21 protein-coding genes are annotated in these 19,594 nt (G+C 46.4%); 18 read left to right on the top strand and 3 right to left on the bottom strand.

Going from position 1 to position 19,594, the window contains the following annotated elements; genetic code table 11:
- Window positions 1-493 precede the first annotated feature (493 nt).
- The 11 genes from FJQ58_RS00855 to FJQ58_RS00805 all read left to right on the top strand — a co-directional run bounded on the left by FJQ58_RS00855 (window position 494) and on the right by FJQ58_RS00805 (window position 11,519).
- The gene (locus FJQ58_RS00855; RefSeq protein ID WP_139990563.1) at window positions 494-1,336 is read left to right on the top strand and encodes an ABC transporter ATP-binding protein; all 843 of its coding nucleotides are present in this window, start codon (window positions 494-496) and stop codon (window positions 1,334-1,336) included.
- Window positions 1,266-2,036: an ABC transporter permease gene (locus FJQ58_RS00850; RefSeq protein WP_238403661.1), complete on the top strand. Its 771-nt coding sequence runs from the start codon at window positions 1,266-1,268 to the stop codon at window positions 2,034-2,036. The genes FJQ58_RS00855 and FJQ58_RS00850 overlap by 71 nt, the downstream gene beginning before the upstream one ends.
- 88 nt (window positions 2,037-2,124) lie before the next feature.
- Complete coding sequence (locus FJQ58_RS00845) at window positions 2,125-3,198, top strand: ABC transporter substrate-binding protein (RefSeq protein ID WP_139990562.1); 1,074 nt, start codon at window positions 2,125-2,127, stop codon at window positions 3,196-3,198.
- A gap of 201 nt (window positions 3,199-3,399) precedes the next feature.
- The gene (locus FJQ58_RS00840; RefSeq protein WP_139990561.1) at window positions 3,400-4,098 is read left to right on the top strand and encodes a response regulator transcription factor; all 699 of its coding nucleotides are present in this window, start codon (window positions 3,400-3,402) and stop codon (window positions 4,096-4,098) included.
- 4 nt (window positions 4,099-4,102) lie between these two features.
- Window positions 4,103-5,431, top strand: coding sequence for an ATP-binding protein (locus FJQ58_RS00835; protein WP_238403660.1), 1,329 nt, complete (start codon window positions 4,103-4,105; stop codon window positions 5,429-5,431).
- Window positions 5,432-5,531: 100 nt separating this feature from the next.
- Window positions 5,532-6,731, top strand: a complete 1,200-nt coding sequence (locus FJQ58_RS00830) for a polysaccharide deacetylase family protein (RefSeq protein WP_139990560.1) — start codon at window positions 5,532-5,534, stop codon at window positions 6,729-6,731.
- Between the two features lie 135 nt (window positions 6,732-6,866).
- On the top strand, window positions 6,867-8,477 hold the full coding sequence (locus tag FJQ58_RS00825; RefSeq protein WP_139990559.1) for a copper amine oxidase N-terminal domain-containing protein: 1,611 nt from the start codon (window positions 6,867-6,869) through the stop codon (window positions 8,475-8,477).
- 52 nt (window positions 8,478-8,529) lie between these two features.
- Window positions 8,530-8,877: a thioredoxin family protein gene (locus FJQ58_RS00820; RefSeq protein ID WP_139990558.1), complete on the top strand. Its 348-nt coding sequence runs from the start codon at window positions 8,530-8,532 to the stop codon at window positions 8,875-8,877.
- A 157-nt stretch (window positions 8,878-9,034) separates the two neighbouring features.
- Window positions 9,035-9,961, top strand: a complete 927-nt coding sequence (locus FJQ58_RS00815) for a COX15/CtaA family protein (RefSeq protein ID WP_139990557.1) — start codon at window positions 9,035-9,037, stop codon at window positions 9,959-9,961.
- A 43-nt stretch (window positions 9,962-10,004) separates the two neighbouring features.
- Window positions 10,005-10,718 carry a Cthe_2314 family HEPN domain-containing protein gene (locus FJQ58_RS00810; protein ID WP_139990556.1) on the top strand — a complete coding sequence of 238 codons (714 nt, stop codon included), beginning with the start codon at window positions 10,005-10,007 and terminating at the stop codon, window positions 10,716-10,718.
- 24 nt (window positions 10,719-10,742) lie between these two features.
- Entirely contained in the window at window positions 10,743-11,519 is a 777-nt protein-coding gene (locus tag FJQ58_RS00805) for an SDR family oxidoreductase (RefSeq protein WP_139990572.1), read from the top strand.
- A 131-nt stretch (window positions 11,520-11,650) separates the two neighbouring features.
- Here FJQ58_RS00805 and FJQ58_RS00800 read toward each other — a convergent pair whose 3' ends face one another.
- Window positions 11,651-11,896, bottom strand: a complete 246-nt coding sequence (locus FJQ58_RS00800) for a NifU family protein (RefSeq protein ID WP_053372062.1) — start codon at window positions 11,894-11,896, stop codon at window positions 11,651-11,653.
- 86 nt (window positions 11,897-11,982) lie between these two features.
- Between FJQ58_RS00800 and FJQ58_RS00795 the strand changes: the two genes are divergently transcribed.
- Window positions 11,983-12,255 carry a YuzB family protein gene (locus FJQ58_RS00795; protein WP_139990555.1) on the top strand — a complete coding sequence of 91 codons (273 nt, stop codon included), beginning with the start codon at window positions 11,983-11,985 and terminating at the stop codon, window positions 12,253-12,255.
- A gap of 7 nt (window positions 12,256-12,262) precedes the next feature.
- Here FJQ58_RS00795 and FJQ58_RS00790 read toward each other — a convergent pair whose 3' ends face one another.
- Window positions 12,263-13,330: an NAD(P)/FAD-dependent oxidoreductase gene (locus FJQ58_RS00790; RefSeq protein ID WP_139990554.1), complete on the bottom strand. Its 1,068-nt coding sequence runs from the start codon at window positions 13,328-13,330 to the stop codon at window positions 12,263-12,265.
- A 66-nt stretch (window positions 13,331-13,396) separates the two neighbouring features.
- Window positions 13,397-14,497, bottom strand: coding sequence for an aminofutalosine synthase MqnE (gene mqnE, locus FJQ58_RS00785; protein ID WP_139990553.1), 1,101 nt, complete (start codon window positions 14,495-14,497; stop codon window positions 13,397-13,399).
- A 331-nt stretch (window positions 14,498-14,828) separates the two neighbouring features.
- Between mqnE and FJQ58_RS00780 the strand changes: the two genes are divergently transcribed.
- The 6 genes from FJQ58_RS00780 (at window position 14,829) to FJQ58_RS00755 (ending at window position 19,554) form a co-directional block, all read left to right on the top strand.
- Window positions 14,829-15,545: a hypothetical protein gene (locus FJQ58_RS00780; protein WP_139990552.1), complete on the top strand. Its 717-nt coding sequence runs from the start codon at window positions 14,829-14,831 to the stop codon at window positions 15,543-15,545.
- 45 nt (window positions 15,546-15,590) lie between these two features.
- A complete protein-coding gene (locus FJQ58_RS00775) occupies window positions 15,591-16,877 on the top strand; it encodes a polysaccharide deacetylase family protein (RefSeq protein WP_139990551.1) in 1,287 nt (428 codons plus the stop codon).
- A gap of 144 nt (window positions 16,878-17,021) precedes the next feature.
- On the top strand, window positions 17,022-17,384 hold the full coding sequence (locus FJQ58_RS00770) for a HesB/IscA family protein (RefSeq protein ID WP_139990550.1): 363 nt from the start codon (window positions 17,022-17,024) through the stop codon (window positions 17,382-17,384).
- A gap of 139 nt (window positions 17,385-17,523) precedes the next feature.
- The gene (locus FJQ58_RS00765) at window positions 17,524-17,913 is read left to right on the top strand and encodes a hypothetical protein (RefSeq protein WP_139990549.1); all 390 of its coding nucleotides are present in this window, start codon (window positions 17,524-17,526) and stop codon (window positions 17,911-17,913) included.
- 434 nt (window positions 17,914-18,347) lie between these two features.
- Window positions 18,348-18,794, top strand: coding sequence for a GAF domain-containing protein (locus FJQ58_RS00760; RefSeq protein ID WP_139990548.1), 447 nt, complete (start codon window positions 18,348-18,350; stop codon window positions 18,792-18,794).
- Between the two features lie 103 nt (window positions 18,795-18,897).
- On the top strand, window positions 18,898-19,554 hold the full coding sequence (locus tag FJQ58_RS00755; protein ID WP_139990547.1) for a response regulator transcription factor: 657 nt from the start codon (window positions 18,898-18,900) through the stop codon (window positions 19,552-19,554).
- The last annotated feature ends 40 nt before the right edge of the window (window positions 19,555-19,594 follow it).

Below are 19,594 nucleotides of genomic sequence, written 5' to 3'. Positions count from 1 at the left end.
GAATGGTCTAGGTAACTCTTCTAGATGAGTATTTACTTCATGGCTTACTTTTTATGAAGTCATCATTTTACACAATTATATGGACTCAGCCCAGATTGGGAATAATAGCTCTACTTTTTAGATCTAAATGTCTTTGGAATGTCGTTTTAGTAGTAAAAATGAAGTTTAAGCAGAGAGAGAAGATCGTGTTGGAGAAACGCAGCGTTCGCCTTTGAATCCGGAAGCCGCATTCTTCCCGCGACCCTAAATAATATTCTACTCGCGCAGCGATCAAAACGCCCATGCATGGTTATTCATAAAGAAACAACTTTTTGAAAGAAAACGAGACTTTTTCGTTAAAATATTGTTTAATGGTTTAAGTTGGGTTGACAATCCATAGATATCCCATAAGAATAGATTTTATATGTTTACATTAATCGTAGAACCCCAAAGACATCCAAGAACATCATAAATGGCATTCCTAATTTTAAGAAATGAAATGAGGTAAGGCATAATGATTGTCATTGATAAGGTCAGCAAACAATTCAATCAGCGCGATGGCAGCAGCTTTCAAGCATTAGACTCAATTAGCCTATCCATTAAGGAAGGCGAATTCGTCTCCTTGCTTGGGCCGTCAGGCTGCGGAAAATCGACCGTATTGAATTTAATAGCGGGTTTTGATAAAAGCACCAGCGGCGTCATCAAAGTCAACGGCGGCGATATTAAGGCGCCAGGACCGGATCGTGTGGTCGTATTCCAAGAGCATGGCTTGTTTCCTTGGCTGACCGTTCTTGAAAACGTTGCATTTGGGCTGAAGCAGAAAGGCATTGGAAAGAAGGAAAGGCAGGAGCTTGCGCTGGAGCAAATCCGCGCAGTTCATTTGAGCAAATTCGCCGACCGTTATCCGCATGAGCTGTCCGGAGGCATGAAGCAGCGTGCGGCGATCGCGCGTGCCCTCATTATGAATCCACAAATATTGCTCATGGATGAGCCCTTCGCAGCGCTCGATGAGCAAACTAGGCTCGTACTGCATAAGGAGCTGGAAGAGATATGGCTGCGAACGGGCAAGACGATTCTTTTTATTACCCATAACATCAGGGAAGCGGTAATGTTGTCGGACCGTGTGCTTGTCATGTCTACGAGACCGGGAACGATTAAGAAGGAGTTTATCGTGCAGGCAGCACGGCCGCGCGAGAGCTCAGATCCTCTGCTGCATCATGTGGAGCGCTCGATTATGGAATGCCTGGCCGATGAGCTGGAGAAAGTCGTAAAGGAGGAGATGGGCGATGACACCTACAGTTTTAAGAAGAACGATATTTCTGATCGGGATTTTGGTGGTATGGGAAGCGGCATATAGAATCATTGGCTGGGAGTCGTGGAAGTTTCCCTCCTTATTCCAAACGGTGGAATCCTTCTATACCGGCTTTGCCCATGGACAACTGCTCGAGGCCATTCTCAATTCGCTTCGCAGGCTTCTCATCGCTTTTGCCATATCGATATCGATAGGGCTGTTGCTTGGCTTGATGTTCTCGAGATCGAAGGTCATCGATGATACCTTAGGCTTTGTCGTTATCGCATTGCAAACGGTACCAAGCATCGCTTGGCTGCCCTTTGCGATTATCTGGTTCGGCTTTAATGACAAATCCGTTATATTCATAACGGCCCTAGGCGCTACCTGGACGATGGCTATCGCTACCCGTACAGGAATCAAGAACATTTCCCCGATCTATATTCGAGCGGCGCAGACGCTTGGCACCGGCACTGGCTGGCGCATGTTCACGCAAGTGTTGGTTCCGGGCGCTTTCCCGCATTTGATGACGGGAATTCGGGTAGCTTGGGCATTTGCTTGGCGTGCGCTTGTGGCTGGGGAATTGATTGCCAACGGTGCAGGTCTAGGCCAACTGCTGCAGGACGGCAGAGGCCTTGGAGATACGGCTTTGATGCTGAACGTAGTCATAATCATCGCAGTTCTAGGAACAATTTCCGATCATTTCTGCTTTAAGAAGCTGGAAGACAAGCTGCTCATCCGCTATGGATTGGAAACTCATACAAAATAAAAAAATATTGACAATTTTAACTATTCCGATAGAATTGGTTGGAGTAGAACGTTAGAGAGAAAACGATTAAAGAAGGGTAGGATTAAAGATGAAAAAAACATTAGGCCTTATTTTGACACTGGTACTCGTATTGACGCTTGCGGCTTGCGGCGGCAAAAACAACGCAGCGGAGAGCCCGTCGCCGGATGCTGGCAGCGGCACAGCGACAAACAGCCCATCTGCCAAACCCGTAACCGTTAAGCTTGGTATTTTCAAAAACGTAACCCATGCAGCCGGATATATCGCACTCGAAAAAGAATTTTTCCAGAAGCAGCTAGGCGAACATGTGACCATTGAAGTGCAAGCCTTTGACAATGGTTCTGATTTCTCGACAGCGATCGCAACAGGCCAAATTGATTTGGGTTATGTCGGTCCTGGACCGTCCACTAACCAATTTTTGAAAAGCAGCAACTTTCGAGTGATTTCCGGCGCTGATAACGGCGGAGCCGTTCTTGTAGCTGGCAAAGATTCCGGTGTCACTACGGTAAAGGATTTGGTAGGCAAAACGATTGCGATTCCGACTAAAGGAAGCACAAATGAAATTTCACTGCGCTTGCTGCTTGAGCAAGAAGGCGTGAAAATTACAACGGATAATTCCGGTGCGCAAATCGTTGCCCGCGCTCCTTCCGATACGCTTGTAGCGCTTCGCCAAAATGAGGTTCATGCGACGCTTATTCCTGAGCCGTGGGGAACTCAAATTGAAGAAGAAGGCATTGGCAAAGTGATCGTGCCTTGGGATCAAATTCCTCCTAACAACGGCGACTACCCGCTTGTTATACTCGTAGCTAGCGATAAATTCATTAGCGAGCACAGAGATCTTGCAGTAGCGGCGGTAAAAGCAAACCTCGAAGCCATTGATTTCATCAATGCCAATCCGGATGAGTCTTATGAGCTGATCAATAAACGCCTTAGCGAGCTGAGCGGCAAAGGTTTGGACATCGCTTTGATTAAAGCAGCGCTTTCCCATATGAAGCTGACTTCAGACGTTAGTGAAGCTGCAATCGAAGAAATGGCTAAAGTATCGATCGAAGCCGGTTATATCAAGGATGTAACGGTGGATACGCTTGACCTGAGCAAGTTCCTTGATCTTTCCATTCTTGAAGATGCCAAGAGCGGGAAATAATAGCTACGCCTAATTTTGAAAAAAAAGGTATTCCGGACGCAGATGCTACTGCGGCAGGGAATGCCTTTTTTTTGCGCTGGGCAAGACTGTTAAATTACCTAATGCGGTTTAACATGTTATATTTAATGCTACGGGACAAGGACAACATCACTTCATTACCTTTTACCGTGAACTAAGCAATGGATTGAAGGGAGTACAAGCATGAACAGGGAAACCATTCTGATGGTGGATGACGAGAAGGAAATTTTGAAGCTGATGGAAATTTATTTTAAAAATGACGGGTTCCATATGCTGCAGGCATCGAATGGGCTTGAAGCGCTGGAGCAGTTGAAAAACCATAAGGTTGATCTTATTATTCTGGATGTCATGATGCCTGTGATGGATGGCTTGGAGGCTTGCATGAGAATTCGCGAGCAAAATAATATACCGATTATTATGCTTTCAGCCAAAACGCAGGATATCGATAAAATATCAGGATTGAGCCTTGGAGCCGACGAATATGTAACGAAGCCGTTTAGCCCGCTAGTCTTGCTTGCAAGCGTCAAGTCGCATATTCGAAGAGCGAGGCAATTCCATTCCAAAGCGAATCTCAATGCAAATGAGATTATCATCGATGAGCTCATGATTAATACAGCTACGCATACCGTTACAATGGACCAGCAGGAGGTCAAGCTGACGCCCTTGGAGTTTACCATCCTTAAGTTGTTGGCCGTTAATCGGGGAATCGTGCTTAGTATGGACAAAATTTATGAAGAGGCTTGGAACGAGCCTTTTATGGAATCAAAAAATACAGTAATGGTTCATATCCGGAAAATTCGTGAAAAAATAGAAAAGGATACACAAAATCCGAAATATATAAAAACGGTATGGGGAATCGGATATAAAATGGAGGCTCTGTAGCTTTATGTTCAAGAAGCAAAATCTCATTGTTACATTGGCAAGTCTAACGGCAGCCGTCATTGCTGCATTTGCAGGCAGGCTCATTGTAAGCTTCATGATAGAGGTTCCCCCTTACGATGCCATATTTATTTGGCTAATTAATCAGGTTGGATCAATTCCACTTATGATTGTCTCAGGCATTGTTTTTTTCGCGATTTGCTATGCGCAGCTTGTAAAGGTAAGAGCGCAGGCTAACGGGCAGACGGTAAGCAATAAGGTGTTCCGGACGATACGCTGGACGTTTATGGTCGCCTTGTTCAAAAGTCTGGGTTTCATGGCTGTTATTTTGGTCATTGGCCATTTGCTTGCTTATTACCTTGTTCAAGAAACCAGCTATAACGAGCCGCTCCGCTGGATTATCCAGAACATTGGCTCAACGCCTGTTATGGCAATATTCGGCTGCGTCGTTTTTTTAACGCTATTTTTCTGGACAAGCCGAAACATGATTTCTTACTTAAAGGAAATCAGTTTCGGGCTTAGGCAGCTTTCCTCCGGCAAGCTCGATTATGTCATACCGGTCAAATCAGCAGATGAGCTTGGCGAAATTGCCGAGAGCATTAACGCCTTAAGCGAGCAATTCAACAAGCTTCTGGAAGACGAGAGAAATGCAGAGAAAACAAAAAATGACCTGATTACCGGCGTCTCCCATGATCTTCGGACACCGCTCACATCCATATTAGGGTTTCTTGAGCTGATTGAAAAGGATGGCTATCAAGATGAAGTAGAGCTTCGTTATTTTGTTAACATTGCCTACGAGAAATCGCTTCGGTTAAAGCGGCTGATTGATGATCTGTTCGACTACACGAAGCTTAATAACGGAATGCCGCTGGATCTATCGGAAATTGATCTTGTGGATTTTATGGGACAGTTGGCTGAAGAGTTTGTTCCTAGTTTGGAGAAAGCGGGAATGAACTGCCGCATTCAGACCGCGGAGAACACCCTCATGATCATGGCGGATGGAGATTTGCTCGTTCGCGCTTTTGGCAATTTGATTGCCAATGCCATACAGTACGGCTATGCAGGGAAATTTGTTGAGGTGCGGATCGTTCGGAAGCAGGACGAGGCGGTTGTTCAAATCGCTAATTTCGGGCAGCAAATTCCAGCGCAGGACCTGCCTTTTATCTTTGACCGTTTCTATCGCGTAGATCGCTCGCGTACTGCCGAATCCGGTGGAACAGGCCTTGGGCTTGCGATTACGAAAAGTATCATGGAAGCCCAAAGCGGGCGCATTACGGCTAGAAGCTCCGCTAAGGAAACTGTGTTTGAAACAAGCTTCCCGCTGACCAGCCATTAACTTAAGCATTCGTTAAGCTTATCTTAAGCGTTAGCGAGCATACCTGCTAAGATCCATCCTCTACACTATCCTTCAAAGGGATAATGGAGGGGATAAACAGATGGATCGAACGAAGCAAACGATGATTGCAACAATCGTCGCCGTAGCAATGATGATGGGCTGGCTGCTGGCTGGCTGTACCAAAGAAGGGACGACGGCGGGTGTCCAGCTTTTTTTGGACGGCGCAAAGATGAACGAAGAGATGCCTGTTCATTTCGATGATGGCAGGCTGATGGTGTCCGAGAACTATATAGAGACCGTGTTTAACAAGAAAGTAGAGTGGCTTACGCAAAAGCGAGAAGATGGAGCCGCATACTATTCCAATCAAGTAGCTGTGCTGATGTACCATGACATGGCGCCAAGCCCGAAGAGTGATGGGATTATCGCGGCAGATCGCTTTGAACGCCAAATGCAGCTGTTGAAGGATAATGAGTTTCAAGTCATCAGTATGGAGCAATACACAAGCTTTATGCTTGAAGATGCGACAGTGCCAAATAACGCCGTATTAATTACCTTTGATGATGGCTACGAAAGCTTTTATACCTATGCCTATCCCATTCTGAAGAAATTTGGCTACCCGGCGGTTAACTTTGTTATCGTATCCTCGATTGATAACCGCAAGGAACCCGGAACGCCGAAGCTCACCTGGGAACAGATGAGAGAGATGAAAGCGGAGGGTATGAGTTTCCGCAATCATACGTATGATCAGCATCGCTATGGGGCTGTTAATAAAGAAGGTGATGAGTTGCCGGTTACGGTTCGTTTGCGATATGACATTAAGAAGGACAAGCTGGAAACGAATGAACAGTACGGCAAACGAATAGCCGAGGATTTGAAGAAGGCTGAAGACCGATTACGCACGGAGCTTGGCAATACACAGAGCGCGCTTGCTTTCCCGTACGGGGTTTTTAACGACGCCTTAATAAAATTGACGGATGCAGCGGGCATTGCCATTACGTTCAATACAAGAGAAGGCATTAATTCAAAGTTTCACCGCAACGGCTACCGTGTCAATGGAGCCCAGAGAGGTGAGACGGAAGATCAGCTGATCGAGCGGTTGAAGCATCTTGGCAGCGATGGCAATCAAGCAGAGCTATTGTTTATTGATGGTCGTGAGGCCATGGGGATAAGCTATGTTAATGAACCTATCGGACAAGGCAAAATGATAGGTTTGCGTGATTTTTGCGAGTTTGCCGGTTGGAGCTTGCATTGGAACAACGCCAAAAAACAAGTTCAAATCAAGACGCAGCAAGGAGCCTGAGCCGCTTGACCATTCTGGGGCTTTCGACAAAACTAGTGCTTTCCATACATTTACAATAAGTGAAGTCTCCTGTACAATAAGTAGAGTTTGTCAGTAATGATGCCCTACTATATGAGATTATAAGGAGACGAACGGATGAGAAAATTCACAGTGAGACCAAGTAAATTAATGATACTTTTATTAGCTTTTACGCTCGTATTTGTGGCTGGCTGCCAAGCCATTTCCAATCTTGATTTTAATACGGTGCTTAAGAACGCTATGAAAGTAACATCAAGCGAGGGCAAACAATCCGTAGAGCTTAAGCTGCTGCTGGATGAATCGCTTTACGAGGGGATTCCTGAAGAGGAACTCGCACTTATGAAGCTGGTATCGAGTCTGAAGCTGCAGCTCGATAATGTAAAGGCACAAGACACCTCTCATGTTTCCTTTGACGGAAGCTTGATTTTTGGCAATGCGGCAAGCATTAAATTTAATTTGAAAATGTCAGATACGCTGGCTGTCCTAGAGCTTGAGGGTGCGAAGCAGCCATTCACGCTTGATCTGACGAGCGAGGGCTTGCTCGGATTAGCTGGCCTTTCGGATTTCCCTATAGAGGGTTCAACTGAAGCTGCTCCGGCGCTGGATGAAGCAGCCTTAACCGCTTTGGGCCACCAACTACTGGATACGGTAGGTTCGTTCGTTATTGATAATTTGCCTAATCCGGAGCGAATTGAGGTAAAGCCTGTTAATGAACCGATTAATGGCACGCCGACGTCCATGATGCATGTTCATTTCGACCTGAATGGTCCGGAGCTTTGGACATGGGTTAAGAAATATGTTGATGCATTAGTTGCTGACCGTACAGGCTTGGATAAAATGGTAGCAGGCGTGTTTGAAGTTCTGAAGTCGAACCCGGATATTTGGAACGCTGCTGGAACGATCAATCCGTTTGAAGAAGGCGGATTGGACACCCAATCTCCTGAAGAGATTTTGAAGGAAACGACAGACGGCCTTGCGATGCTTCTTACTGAGCTGCAAGGGGAGCTGCAACTGATGGAGGAAGAAGACCAAGAAACGCTGGATGAAATATTTACGAAGGATCTGACTGTTAAAGCGGATGTTTACGTGGACAATAAGCTTGATATCCGTAAACAATCATTCGAAGTTTCTTATGTGCCATCTGGCGACTTGGAGTATGACGTTATTCCATTTAAAGGTCTGAGCATCAAGGTCGAGAGCGAATCATGGAACGTAAATGGGACGGTTAAAGCCGATGCTCCTGTCGCTTCGAAATCGGATCTTTCGGTCGAAAAGCTAATGGATATGCAAGGCTACCAAATTTTGAAACATTTTGATGATAAATCTGTAGCATATGATTTGTTAAAAAATAAGCTGCACATTAATAAACAAAATATTACATGGTATTCTTATGAATATTATAATCCGGTCATTGTAACTGCAAATCATATCACACTCGTTCCGCTTCGCGACACGGTTGAGCAGTTGGGTGGAAAGCTCACATACGATGCTAAAACCAAAAACTTGAAAATCGTTGACGAAGCAACGAACACAACGATTACAATCAAGAATGGAAGCGATACGGCTGTCGTCAATGGCAAAACCGTGAAATGGTCCTTCCCTGCAACCGTCATTGACGGAGTAACGTATGTTCCGGCAAGAAATTTGGCGACAGCGCTTAAAGCAAAGATTGGCTGGACGGATCTTGGCGATGACATGAGAATTTTCACGCTTGATCGGGAAGTCTAAGAACAGCTTGGACGCTCGTGATGCTTTTAAAATGTTTGTTTAGGGGTGCGAAATGAAAAAATTAGTAACGGATGCCGAGTTTCGCGAAGCGGTTGCAAGCGAAGGGCTAACGATTGCCGTATTTAAAACGACCTGGTGCAAGGATTGTCACTTTATTGATCCCTTTATGCCGGATCTGGAGCGGCAATATGAAGGCAAAGTCCAATTTGTTGAACTTGATCGCGATGATTTGCCCGATTTATGCTCAGAGCTGAACATATTGGGAATTCCAAGCTTCATTGCTTTCCGCAGCAGCCAAGAGCTGGTTCGGTTCGTAAATAAGCTGCGCAAGTCACGTGAGGAAATTGAGGAGTTTGTTGAACGGGCCTTACAAGTCAGCGAAGCGCTGAGCCATAAGTAAACGATAGTCCGCGCAGCAGGGAGAGCTTTCCCTGTGCGCGGGCTTTCCTTTTTTGCTATGTTTCTACCCGGAAGTGTCACATTTTCAACATGGCTTTTGCCTTTTTTTATGGCTATAATTGAACTGTTATTAAAACATGAAATAAGGTGATTTTATTATGGTAACCGGGCGTTTTCGCGCGTTAGCTATCGCTGCGTGCATCGGAATGCTTCTTGTGCTGCTCGGCGGTGCATTAGTCACGAACACAGATTCAGGCCGCGGCTGCGGAGATGATTGGCCGTTGTGCCACGGGAAATTTATACCTGCTTATACGATTGAATCTCTAATTGAATATTCCCATCGTCTGATCACGGGCTTTGAAGGACTGCTTGTACTTGCGACGGTCATTGCGGTATTTTTGAAGTACAGAACGAACCAATCGGGTTTTAGAGAGCCTTTGTTTTATGCGGGCGGGGCGCTGCTCTTTACGATTATTCAAGCGCTAATGGGGGCTGCTGCCGTCATGTGGCCGCAATCGCCGCCGGTTATGGCCATTCATTTCGGCATATCCCTAATTGCATTTGCTGCGACCTTACTGCTTGTGATTTGGACGTTTAGAGCCAAGCACGGGCCGCCTGCTGTATTCCAAGTGCCGAGATCGATTTTTCCCCGGGTTCTGCTTACAGCCCTTTTCTGTTATGTTGTTGTTTATTTGGGGGCATTCATCCGGCATACGGAGTCAGGCGGCGGCTGCGTGGGCTGGCCGCTCTGCAATGGAGAAATTGTTCCGGAAATTACTGGGGCTACCGGAGCTGTCTTTATTCACCGCGTGGCAGCCTTGCTGCTTGCGATCAGCTTGGCTGGCTTGTACATCCATATTCGCAAAGTGAGTGCCGGGGGACCCGGCTTGACGAAGACTTCGGCATGGACGCTTGGTCTTGTCGTAACCCAAATTTTCAGTGGTGCGCTTCTTACCATGACAATCACGAATACGAATTGGTTTTTATTTACGAATCTTTTGCACAATTTAATTGTTACGGGGTTGTTCGGCATATTGATGGATCTATTGATTCGTTCATGGCGATTAAGGGAAGGGCGCCGCTAAGCTTGCGGTAACATCTTTTTTTGACAGAAGGGACTGCTCACCGATGCTGCGTTTCCTGTTCAATGAACCTCAAAGAGAAGCGGAAGGAATACTAGCTGAGACGTTTAAATTAATGGATCAGTTCGTCGCAATATTGTCCAGCAAAATGAAGGATGGCGGAGATCGTGTCCAGCAGCTGCGCAAATATGAAATTTGGACACTCGGGCTGCGCTCTTCGCTAGATGAGCTTGAGCAAAGCCATTTCGTCGCGCTTCGCTTTCAGCATAAAATCAAATCCTCCTCCTTGAAACAAATGACAGAAGAGGAAAGAATCCAGTATAATCGTTATATCTACTTCGATAAAAACGCTTTTATCCGCGTCTTTTCTTTATTGGACAAGCTCGGGACATTGTTGAACGAGCTGCTCGATATGCGGACCGAGCGAATCAAATCCCATTTTTCTTATTTTACCGTTTTGCGTAACATGCGGGAGAAGAAGGCACATCCGGAGCTAACCTGGAAGCTAAACGATGTGAAGGAAAAATACAAGGAATCCATGACCAGGCTGCGCAAGCGCAGGAATACCGAAATTCATTACATGAACTCGGAAATGCAGGATGACCTGATTCAAAGCAACCGAATGTACGGCGAAGAAATCAAGCTGGAGAACGTGGCAGAGCAATCCGCTGATTTGACACAAGGGCTGTATTTGGCTATGGAGTCGCTGCTGCTCACGTTCCAATACGCATGCAAAATCATGCGGACCAAGCAACCATAATCCCGGGGGAGGGAACTCATGGGACTGAAGGGCAAAACAGCATTAGTTACAGGCAGTGCGAAGGGGCTCGGCAAACGTACGGCGCTTCAGCTCGCCGAGCAAGGCTGCAATGTTGTCATTAACTACTATGAGAGCGAGCTTGAGGCTAGACAAGTGCAGGCTCAAATTGAGCAACTTGGCGTGAAAGCAATTACCGTGCAAGCGGATATTGCTACGACAGATGGTGCAGCGAAGCTTGCGGATGCAGCTGAGAGCTGGGCCGGAGGCGTCGATATTCTCGTTAATAATGCGGGGCCGTTCGTGCGAAAGAGGCGGCTGTTCAGTGAATATGACGAAGAAACGATCATTCGCCTGCTGCATGGCAATTTATTAGGCGTGATGCTGCTGGATCACCGGCTGCTGCCAGGGATGCGCGAGCGGAAATGGGGGCGCATTGTCCATTTCGGCTTCGGGCATGCTGGCGAAGCACGGGCTTGGCCGCATCGTGCCGTCTATGCCGCGGCGAAGACGGGACTCGTATCCTTTACGAAGTCGTTAGCAGTAGAAGAAGCGCCGCATGGCATAACGGTCAATCTGATTGGTCCTGGCGATATTCGCGGCGTGAACAAGGAACGTTCGATTGCCGAGGTTGAAGAAGAGTATGACAAGGAATCCCCGATTGGCCGGCCAGGAGCAGGTGAGGATGTAGCGAGGGTGGTCTTGTTCCTCTGCAACATGCAGTCAAATTTTCTAACAGGTAATGTCATTGATGTCACTGGCGGCTTCGATCCCATTGTGGCCAATATTAAGGGCATGTTCTAACGGGCAGGAAAAATGTTCATAGGCAAATAAAAAAAGAGTCTTATCGGGAAGCAGAGGAGCAAGCTCCTCCGCGCGATAAGACTCTTCATCATTTCATCATGCCAAGCTAGGCATGATTCGTGCTTATAGGTTTAGAATACTTGAACGACTTCGACTACACCTTCAACTTCCTCAAGAAGGGCACGTTCGATACCCGCTTTAAGCGTGATCGTCGAACTTGGGCAGCTTCCGCATGCACCCATTAGGCGAAGCTTGATGATGCCGCCCTCGACATCAACCAATTCAACGTCGCCGCCGTCGCGCTGCAAAAACGGACGAAGCTTATCGAGTACGTCCAAAACCTCATCGTACATTGTGTCTTGTACTTGTTCACTCATTGCAATCATCTCCTTTCTCCCCTATTATAGTACAAAGTGAAGCAATTGAAAATGGATAGTAACTAAGTAAAGTTAGGTGAAGCTTGATGTTTAAACCAATGATCGAATTTTGTGCCAGCAATATGCATCATGGAACGGACCGTATCATGAATGCATTCGAACAAAATGATGAATACGAAGTGACCGAATACGGCTGCTTGGGCAATTGCGGCGAATGTTATTTAAATCCTTTTGCCTTGGTCGATGGCGAGATCGTCTCCGCTGAAACGGCAGACGAGCTGCATGACAACATTTTGAAAGCAATCGTCCGGCAGCAAGCGGACAAAGAAGCGCTCGACAAGCTGCTGGACGACCTATAGCATGATCTTAACCAAGATGGCGCTTGGAGCGCCAGAGGACGCCGCTTTTGACTAGACGCGGAACGCGCCCCATAATGGCTGTGCCGCCCATCAAACCGAAACCGCTCTTTTTGCCGAGCGAGCCAAGCACGCCTTTAAGCTTAAGTTTGCCGAGACGCGGCGTTTTATTATGCCAAATCGCCTGAAGGACCTCGGCAATTTGCTTGCCTTGTGCGCCAGCGGCTTGCCCGCTCGGAGATAGAGGAAGCGCTGCGCAGTCGCCGACGATAAACACGTCGGTGTGGTCCGGCAGCTGATGGTATTCATTAATGACCAGTCTTCCCTGATTGTCCTTTGGCAAGTCCATCCGCTGCACAAGCGGCACAGGTTGAATGCCTGCTGTCCACACGGTTACGTCCGTATAGATCGGGGATATTGAATTGCCATCATGCAAAATTCCGTTTTCAACCCGCGTAAGTCCGACATGACCCCGCATTTCCACTTGATGCTCCTCAAACCATTCCGCAACAAAGCTTTGCAGCTTGCTAGGGAACGCTGACAGCACCTTAGGGCCGCGATCCAGTATGCGGATGTTCAGGTCAGGCCGACTCTCACGAAGCTCAGCAGCGACCTCTACGCCGCTTAAACCGCCGCCGACAATCGAAACCTGCCCATAAGGCTTAACGTCATTCAATTGGGCATAGGTTTGTCTAGCTGCCGAGAAGGTCTGGATGCTTGTCGAGTATTGCTCCGCGCCCTCGATGCCATGATACTTATCCGTACAGCCAAGACCGATGACCAGCCATTCGTATTCTAGAGGGTCTTGATCCTGCATATGAACAAGCTTTAAATCCATATCAACGTCGGTTACCTCGCCATAAGCGAGGCTTATTCTCGGGTCAACCGGAAATTTTACCCTCAGCTCCAAATCGGAGACCGTACCAGCAGCAAGCGCGTAGTATTCGGTCTTCAAGCCTTGAAACGGCATCCGGTCAATTAATACGATGGAGACATCAATCGGCAATTGCTTCTCCAGCAATTCATTTGCGATGGCGAGGCCGCCATAGCCTCCGCCCAAAATAATCAGTTTTCTCATATGATTTCCAACTCCACGCCTCTTGATGATAGCTCTATTTTGTGCCTTCGCGCTGCTGATTACTCATTAGTAAACTTTAATTTCGTTGTAGAACGTATCACGCTCTACGGGAATACGCCCAGCGCCTTTAATTAACCAGATCAGATCCTCACGCGTAATCCCCTCCGGAGTCAAAGCTCCAGCTGCATGGCTTATTTTTTCCTTAACGATTGTTCCATGAGCATCCGATGCGCCCATTGTTAAAGCCACTTGGGTCAGCTGTACGCCAATGTTGATGAAATACGCTTTAATATGCTGGAAATTATCAAGCATCAAACGGCTGATTGCAATTGTTTTTAAATCCTCGAATGCAGAGTTGCGGCGTCTGATGCCGGCACGCGGATTAATGGGCTGCATTGAAAGCGGGATGAAAACAAGAAATCCGTTCGTTTCATCCTGAAGCTCGCGGATATGCATCAAATGGCGGATCCGGTCTTCTTTGGTTTCAATGGAGCCGTAGAGCATCGTCGTATGCGTGCGCAAGCCAAGCTGATGTGCGGTGCGGTGTACCTCTAAGTACTGGGTAACGTCTGCTTTGTCTACGCGCATTTTTTTGCGGTAATGATCGGATAAAATTTCGGCACCGCCGCCTGTAAGCGACTGGAGGCCAGCTTTCATAAGCTCCTGCAGCACCTCTTTGTACGAAAGGCCGCTGATGCGGGAGAAAAAGTCGATTTCTGCAGCAGTGTAAGCTTTCAAGGTTACTTCTGGGAACCGTTCCTTCAATGCTTTGAGAGAATCTACATAATATTGGAACGGAACATTTGTGTTGTGGCCGCCTACGATATGAAACTCGCGAACGCCAGGGTGGTAATGCTTCTCGACGTACTCAATCATCTCTTGGCCGCTTAGCGTATACGCCCCTTCGTCGCCTTCATCTTTGCGGAAGTTGCAAAATGCGCAGTGCGCTTCGCAAACATTCGTAAAGTAAAGGCTCATATTTTCGATAAAATAAACCTTTTTGCCGTTTTTGCGAATCGCAACCTCATTGGCCAGTTGCCCAATGGTAAGCAAATCATCGGATTCATATAAGTAAACGCCATCCTCTAATGATAAACGCTGTCCATGACGCACTTTTTCAATTATGTGCTGCATTTTTGTATCCTCTGTCGGTATAACGACGTTCATGGTATAACACCTCAATTTCTTAAGATTGTGAAAAAAAGTACTTTCTTTTCCGATTAAAGAAGCTGTAACTATTATAAACCTCCTACGTAGCAGGGGCAATAACCTCAACCTAAAATTTAAATGCAATTCTAAAATTGAAATTGAAAATAACTACTTATCATTTTTTTATGAATAAATAGTACTATTTTTATTGATCTAATGTTACAAATGGGACTTTTGATTTATGAATAAATATAGATACAAAGTCTCGATTATGCAATTGGCAATTATTCTATAATAAGATTAACAGTGTTCGACAAAATTTGACATTATTATGGAAGAGGTGTTGGTATTGGTTTCTCCTTTTTTTAAGAAAAAAGACCCAGCAGAGAAACACAGGGAACACAGCTCCGGTTCTGTTGCGGAAGTTAAGGATCAAGACATGGAGCTGCAGCAATCGGGTGATAAAGAAGAGTTTGCATCCATTATGAGTTCGGCTAGCAAAGCCAATATGGATAAGAAATCGCTTGATTTGGTGTTTGCGGTTGAACAAATCATTCAATCAAGGCAGCATACCGAGCTGAACATGAATGAGCTTCAAGATCGGTTAAATCACTCCAATAGCTATGTAGAGCGACTAAACCGAGATGTAAGAAATTTGAATAAAGTCATCGAAGAGCGCGAAAAAAATATTATGGAGCTTGAAAATAAGCTCGTCGAGAAAAATCTGAAGGTCGATCAAGTGATGGAAGATTTCCGGGAGCTGCAAGCTTCGATGTCAAGCGAAACAGATGAACTTAAAAATGTGATTGATCTGGAACGGCAGAAGTATAGTGGATTGCTTCAAAAGCACAATGAGGCCAATGCCGAGAAAAACTTGAAAATAAATGAGTTGGAAGAAAAAATCGGCAGGCTGGAAGTGGAAAACACTCACTTGAAGCAAAAATACGAGACCATGCGTCAAGAAAAAGCATATTTAGCGAACATGATCAGCGATTTTACCAGCAGAATGTCCTTGCCACTAGGTCAGAATCAATCAAAGCGGAATGACGCGGCGGGAGAGCATTGAGCTGCCGTTCCACCTGCGACCGCTAAAGGAGATTTGAAGACAACTATGGAAAGCAATCCAGTCCAAATGATCGAGCTACTGTCGCTTCAAGAAAATGCAAGCGGCTATCAGATGGCGGTATGCATATCTCGAGAATCTGCCCGTACTGATTGCGTCGTTGAATTAGATGAATATACATATAAAGAAATGCTTGCCATTTGCCCACGGAGTCAAGGCAGGATTAGGCTATCGTCCTACACGAAGTGGGATCCATATCGAAAGCTTCATTACAGCCACTTATCTTACAAGGAAGGCGACATGCGCTATTCTTTGTATTTTGCCTGCAGCGCAGCTTATATAGCGGAACTGCAGCGGTTAAAGAAAGGTGTCAACAGCGAAACTGTTGGGCCTGAAATTTTATCGCCAGCAATGAAAGGTTGGCAACCGAAGCTTAAGAACATAAGCAAGATAAGGACAGGACAGCATAACAGACAGATCATCGTTCGTTTGGTCGCGTTTAGTTTGTTTATCTTGATCGCTGTTATAAGCACAAGCGACAGGTTGTTAGGTGAGGAGGATGATCCGCTTAGGCTCAGTGTCAATGCGGCCAGTTCGCTTTATGATCATTCTGAACCTAAAGAATCACCAATCCAAGACCAGCTTCAAGCAAGCACGGTTGTATATTTGGCCAATCAAGACGAACAATCCCACCCCATTTCGATCTCTACGGCACAAGCAGCGGTAATAGACGAAGAGCAGCTTTACGAGAGGTATGAGCTGGACGGCGATAAAGCGGCTTACGCTTTGCCAAAAGGGTATGTTGCATTAACGTTTGATGATGGCCCGTCCGCTTATACGGAGAAAATCGTTGATATCCTGAAAGAGCAAAACGTGGCAGCAACCTTCTTGTTTATTGGAAAAAACACACAAAAATATCCGGATGCCGTCACTTATGCAAGCGATCGAATGATGTCGGTTGGGAACCACTCTTGGGACCACAGCAATTTAGAGCAGCTTGAGCGGGCAGCAAAAGTGGAAAATGTGGGCTTTGCCACTAAAGCTATAGAAAAGCTCACCAAGCAAGCGAATACCATATTCAGACCTCCTTACGGCTTGATATCCGATAGTCTAATTGAAGATTTGCAAAAGGAGAACATGAAGGTTTTAATGTGGAACCGCGATCCAGAAGACTGGAAAGCAGCGAGTTCCGAAGCCATTATCCAATATTTCCACAAAGTTGATCCCTCGGGCGGCATTTACGTTCTGCATGAGAAAAAGAAGACCGTCGAGGCGTTGCCCGCCATCATCAAATATCTGAAAGAACAAGATTTAAAGTTCGTCATATTTGAATAGAGCCCTCATATTGGATGATTTCGTAATAAAATGAACGATGCTCAGCAACTTGCCGATTGATACCGCATTAACATTCCGTTATACTGTAAATAAGTAAGTGAGTTGTATAAGCTCTGAACTAGATGGATAACGGAGGGATGTAGCATGATCACAATTAGTGATACAGCATCTGATAAAATAAAAGAAATGCTTGCGGAAGAAGGCGGACCGGAGCTATTCCTGCGGATTGGCGTGAAGGAAGGCGGCTGCAGCGGTTTCTCCTACGGGATGGGCTTTGATGACGAGCAGCAAGCAGGCGACAAAGCGCTTGATATGGAAGGCCTTAAGGTTGTCGTTGATGAAGACAGCATTAAATATTTAAATGGGCTTGTTATTGATTTCAAGGAATCTGCAATGGGTGGCGGGTTCACGATCGAAAATCCGAATGCGAGCGCAACATGCGGCTGCGGATCATCGTTCCGAACTGCAAGCGACGCAGGGAAGCCGGCTGCTGCCGGCGAGTGTTAATAACGGGCGTTCAGAGGTATCTTCCGAAATGCGTATGAGCAACATATGCATTCCGGAAGTTTTTTTTGTTCGAATATAAGCCTATATATGTTTTCGAGCTTTGCTTCTATGAATCGATCATCTTGGAGGATAATGGCACATGGAGTTTATACGTGATTATAGACATTTTATTGAGGTTGGATGCCCTTCGTGCGGACGCAAGCATACCGTTCAAAAAGGGCGCTACAATCTATCCCCTCAGGGGTATGAGTTTCATGCGGCTCTCAACTGTCCCTGCGGTCAATCCGCGAGCGCAGCGGGCAAGGGAAAGCGGACATGGGCATTCAAATCGGAAAATAATGAATTGATGAAGAGAAACAAGGCGACCAGCATTAAAATAATGCTCGTGATCGGCTTTACCATCCTTTTTATCGCAAGCGAAATGTTCTATATGTTCCATACTCAGGAGGAAGAACAGAAAAGCGCTGAGCATGAGGTAAAGACGGAGGCGTCCAGTCATTTGTCTGTTCCGAACTTGTACAAGCTGTAAAAAAAAATTGAGGAACGTTTGTATAAGCCGCGTAAATCATGTGCATATTAGTATTGACGGTGTGAAGAGAGGTGTGGTTCCGTTGGACCATTTGGTGCTAGGGCTACAAGAGGAGCTTATTTAATCACTTAGCTTTTATGAAAGCGAGGGGTTGTGTCGCAGAATACTTCTGAACACACACGCTACGCGCTAACCATTAAAACGGATAGCAATCGAGCGGTGCCCGAGTAATCTTAATGATGTGAAGTGTTAGATGCAAAGAAACTCATTCGATCAAACACCGTCAAGGAAGGAGCCTGTCAAAGGGCTCCTTTTTTCTTTGTCTGCCTAACTTAGAGAAACGTAAATTCAGGGAATTCCCTGACATACAAAGCCTTAACATAGCTTTATAATAAAAATCAACGATGGCTTGTAATCCGGGAGGAGGAACGGAAATGGAGACAAGGGAAGCGAATATTGCTGCCTGCATCGAGCGCTTGAAGCGGGATACAGGGAGTGATTTTGTGGTACTCGGCTCACTCGATGCAGGTAAACGTAAGCTGCGCTGGTCTAACGCTAGCGGAAGCATGAGCAAGCGGACGCTGCTTGTGGAGCAGAAGCCTACCGCAGGCTTATCCGGAACGGCCATACGATCTGCTCGGCTGGCTAGCACAGGCACGGCATTGTCGGATGCGGAACGTTTTAAGCTGGGAGAGCCGATTCTGCTTGCTGAGCAGCTGCGAATCGCGGCCAGCATTCCAATCGTGAAGCAGCGGGACGTTTGCGGCGTGTTGTTAATGGGCAGGCGCTCGGAGGAAGCCTACCTGTCAGTTGAGCTTGAGGAAGCCGGCCGCATCGCCAAAGAGATGGCGGCTATTTTGCTGCAGGAACGGATTATTTGACGGAATCAGAAGCCGTATCGCACAATGTAAGCTATAATGGTGTGGTAATGATAAAAGTTGGAATTTTAGGGAGCAAGGTGCATTCCGGCGGAGGGAGAAGGAAATGATTAAGCTGATGATTTGCGATGACCATGCGATGGTCCGCTCCGGGCTCGCAATGCTGCTGCATGGCAAGCATGATATTGAAGTGGTGGGGGAAGCATCCGAAGGTGACGAAGCGATCCAGCTGGCGCAGCAGCTTTTGCCCGATGTAGTCTTGATGGATTTGAGCATGCCGCACGGCAAGGACGGGATGACGGCAACGACGGAGTTAAAAAAACTGCTTCCGGATACAGCTGTGCTCATTTTGACGATGCATGATGATGATGAATATTTGTTCCGTGCGATTCATATCGGAGCTTCAGGATATATATTGAAAAACGCACCGCATGATGAGCTGATTTCAGCCATACAATCAGTTGCGCAAGGAAATGCCTATTTGTACCCAACGGCGACAAAGCGGTTGATGAGCGAGTACCTTGTGAAGCTAAAGCAAGGCGGCGAGGATAGCGGTCCGTACGAGACGCTTTCGGAGCGCGAGAAGGAGATTTTAGGCTGGATTGCCAAAGGCTATGCCAACAAGGAAATTGCAGAAAACCTGATTATAAGCGTCAAGACGGTGGAAACGCATAAAAGCCATCTGATGGATAAGCTGGGGCTTCGAACGCGCCCAGAGCTCATCAAGTTCGCGCTGAAGAAAGGACTGCTGCAATTTGATTAAGCATAACGGAGAGAAATACCGGCAAATCATTGGCTCGGAC

The organism is Paenibacillus paridis, assembly GCF_006345825.1.
Lineage (GTDB): Bacteria > Bacillota > Bacilli > Paenibacillales > Paenibacillaceae > Pristimantibacillus > Pristimantibacillus paridis.
Note: the sequence above shows the minus strand (reverse complement) of the source record. Positions and strands in the feature narration are given on the sequence as shown.

Excerpts from the sequence above, each read along its gene's own strand:
- FJQ58_RS00790 (WP_139990554.1), bottom strand. The coding sequence starts at position 13,330 with ATGAGAAAACTGATTATTTTGGGCGGAGGCTATGGCGGCCTCGCCATC.
- FJQ58_RS00850 (WP_238403661.1), top strand. The coding sequence starts at position 1,266 with ATGACACCTACAGTTTTAAGAAGAACGATATTTCTGATCGGGATTTTG.
- mqnE (WP_139990553.1), bottom strand. The coding sequence starts at position 14,497 with ATGAACGTCGTTATACCGACAGAGGATACAAAAATGCAGCACATAATT.
- FJQ58_RS00815 (WP_139990557.1), top strand. The coding sequence starts at position 9,035 with ATGGTAACCGGGCGTTTTCGCGCGTTAGCTATCGCTGCGTGCATCGGA.
- FJQ58_RS00845 (WP_139990562.1), top strand. The coding sequence starts at position 2,125 with ATGAAAAAAACATTAGGCCTTATTTTGACACTGGTACTCGTATTGACG.
- FJQ58_RS00855 (WP_139990563.1), top strand. The coding sequence starts at position 494 with ATGATTGTCATTGATAAGGTCAGCAAACAATTCAATCAGCGCGATGGC.
- FJQ58_RS00760 (WP_139990548.1), top strand. The coding sequence starts at position 18,348 with ATGGAGACAAGGGAAGCGAATATTGCTGCCTGCATCGAGCGCTTGAAG.
- FJQ58_RS00755 (WP_139990547.1), top strand. The coding sequence starts at position 18,898 with ATGATTAAGCTGATGATTTGCGATGACCATGCGATGGTCCGCTCCGGG.
- FJQ58_RS00775 (WP_139990551.1), top strand. The coding sequence starts at position 15,591 with ATGGAAAGCAATCCAGTCCAAATGATCGAGCTACTGTCGCTTCAAGAA.
- FJQ58_RS00765 (WP_139990549.1), top strand. The coding sequence starts at position 17,524 with ATGGAGTTTATACGTGATTATAGACATTTTATTGAGGTTGGATGCCCT.
- FJQ58_RS00800 (WP_053372062.1), bottom strand. The coding sequence starts at position 11,896 with ATGAGTGAACAAGTACAAGACACAATGTACGATGAGGTTTTGGACGTA.
- FJQ58_RS00810 (WP_139990556.1), top strand. The coding sequence starts at position 10,005 with ATGCTGCGTTTCCTGTTCAATGAACCTCAAAGAGAAGCGGAAGGAATA.
- FJQ58_RS00830 (WP_139990560.1), top strand. The coding sequence starts at position 5,532 with ATGGATCGAACGAAGCAAACGATGATTGCAACAATCGTCGCCGTAGCA.
- FJQ58_RS00795 (WP_139990555.1), top strand. The coding sequence starts at position 11,983 with ATGTTTAAACCAATGATCGAATTTTGTGCCAGCAATATGCATCATGGA.
- FJQ58_RS00840 (WP_139990561.1), top strand. The coding sequence starts at position 3,400 with ATGAACAGGGAAACCATTCTGATGGTGGATGACGAGAAGGAAATTTTG.
- FJQ58_RS00825 (WP_139990559.1), top strand. The coding sequence starts at position 6,867 with ATGAGAAAATTCACAGTGAGACCAAGTAAATTAATGATACTTTTATTA.
- FJQ58_RS00835 (WP_238403660.1), top strand. The coding sequence starts at position 4,103 with ATGTTCAAGAAGCAAAATCTCATTGTTACATTGGCAAGTCTAACGGCA.
- FJQ58_RS00820 (WP_139990558.1), top strand. The coding sequence starts at position 8,530 with ATGAAAAAATTAGTAACGGATGCCGAGTTTCGCGAAGCGGTTGCAAGC.
- FJQ58_RS00770 (WP_139990550.1), top strand. The coding sequence starts at position 17,022 with ATGATCACAATTAGTGATACAGCATCTGATAAAATAAAAGAAATGCTT.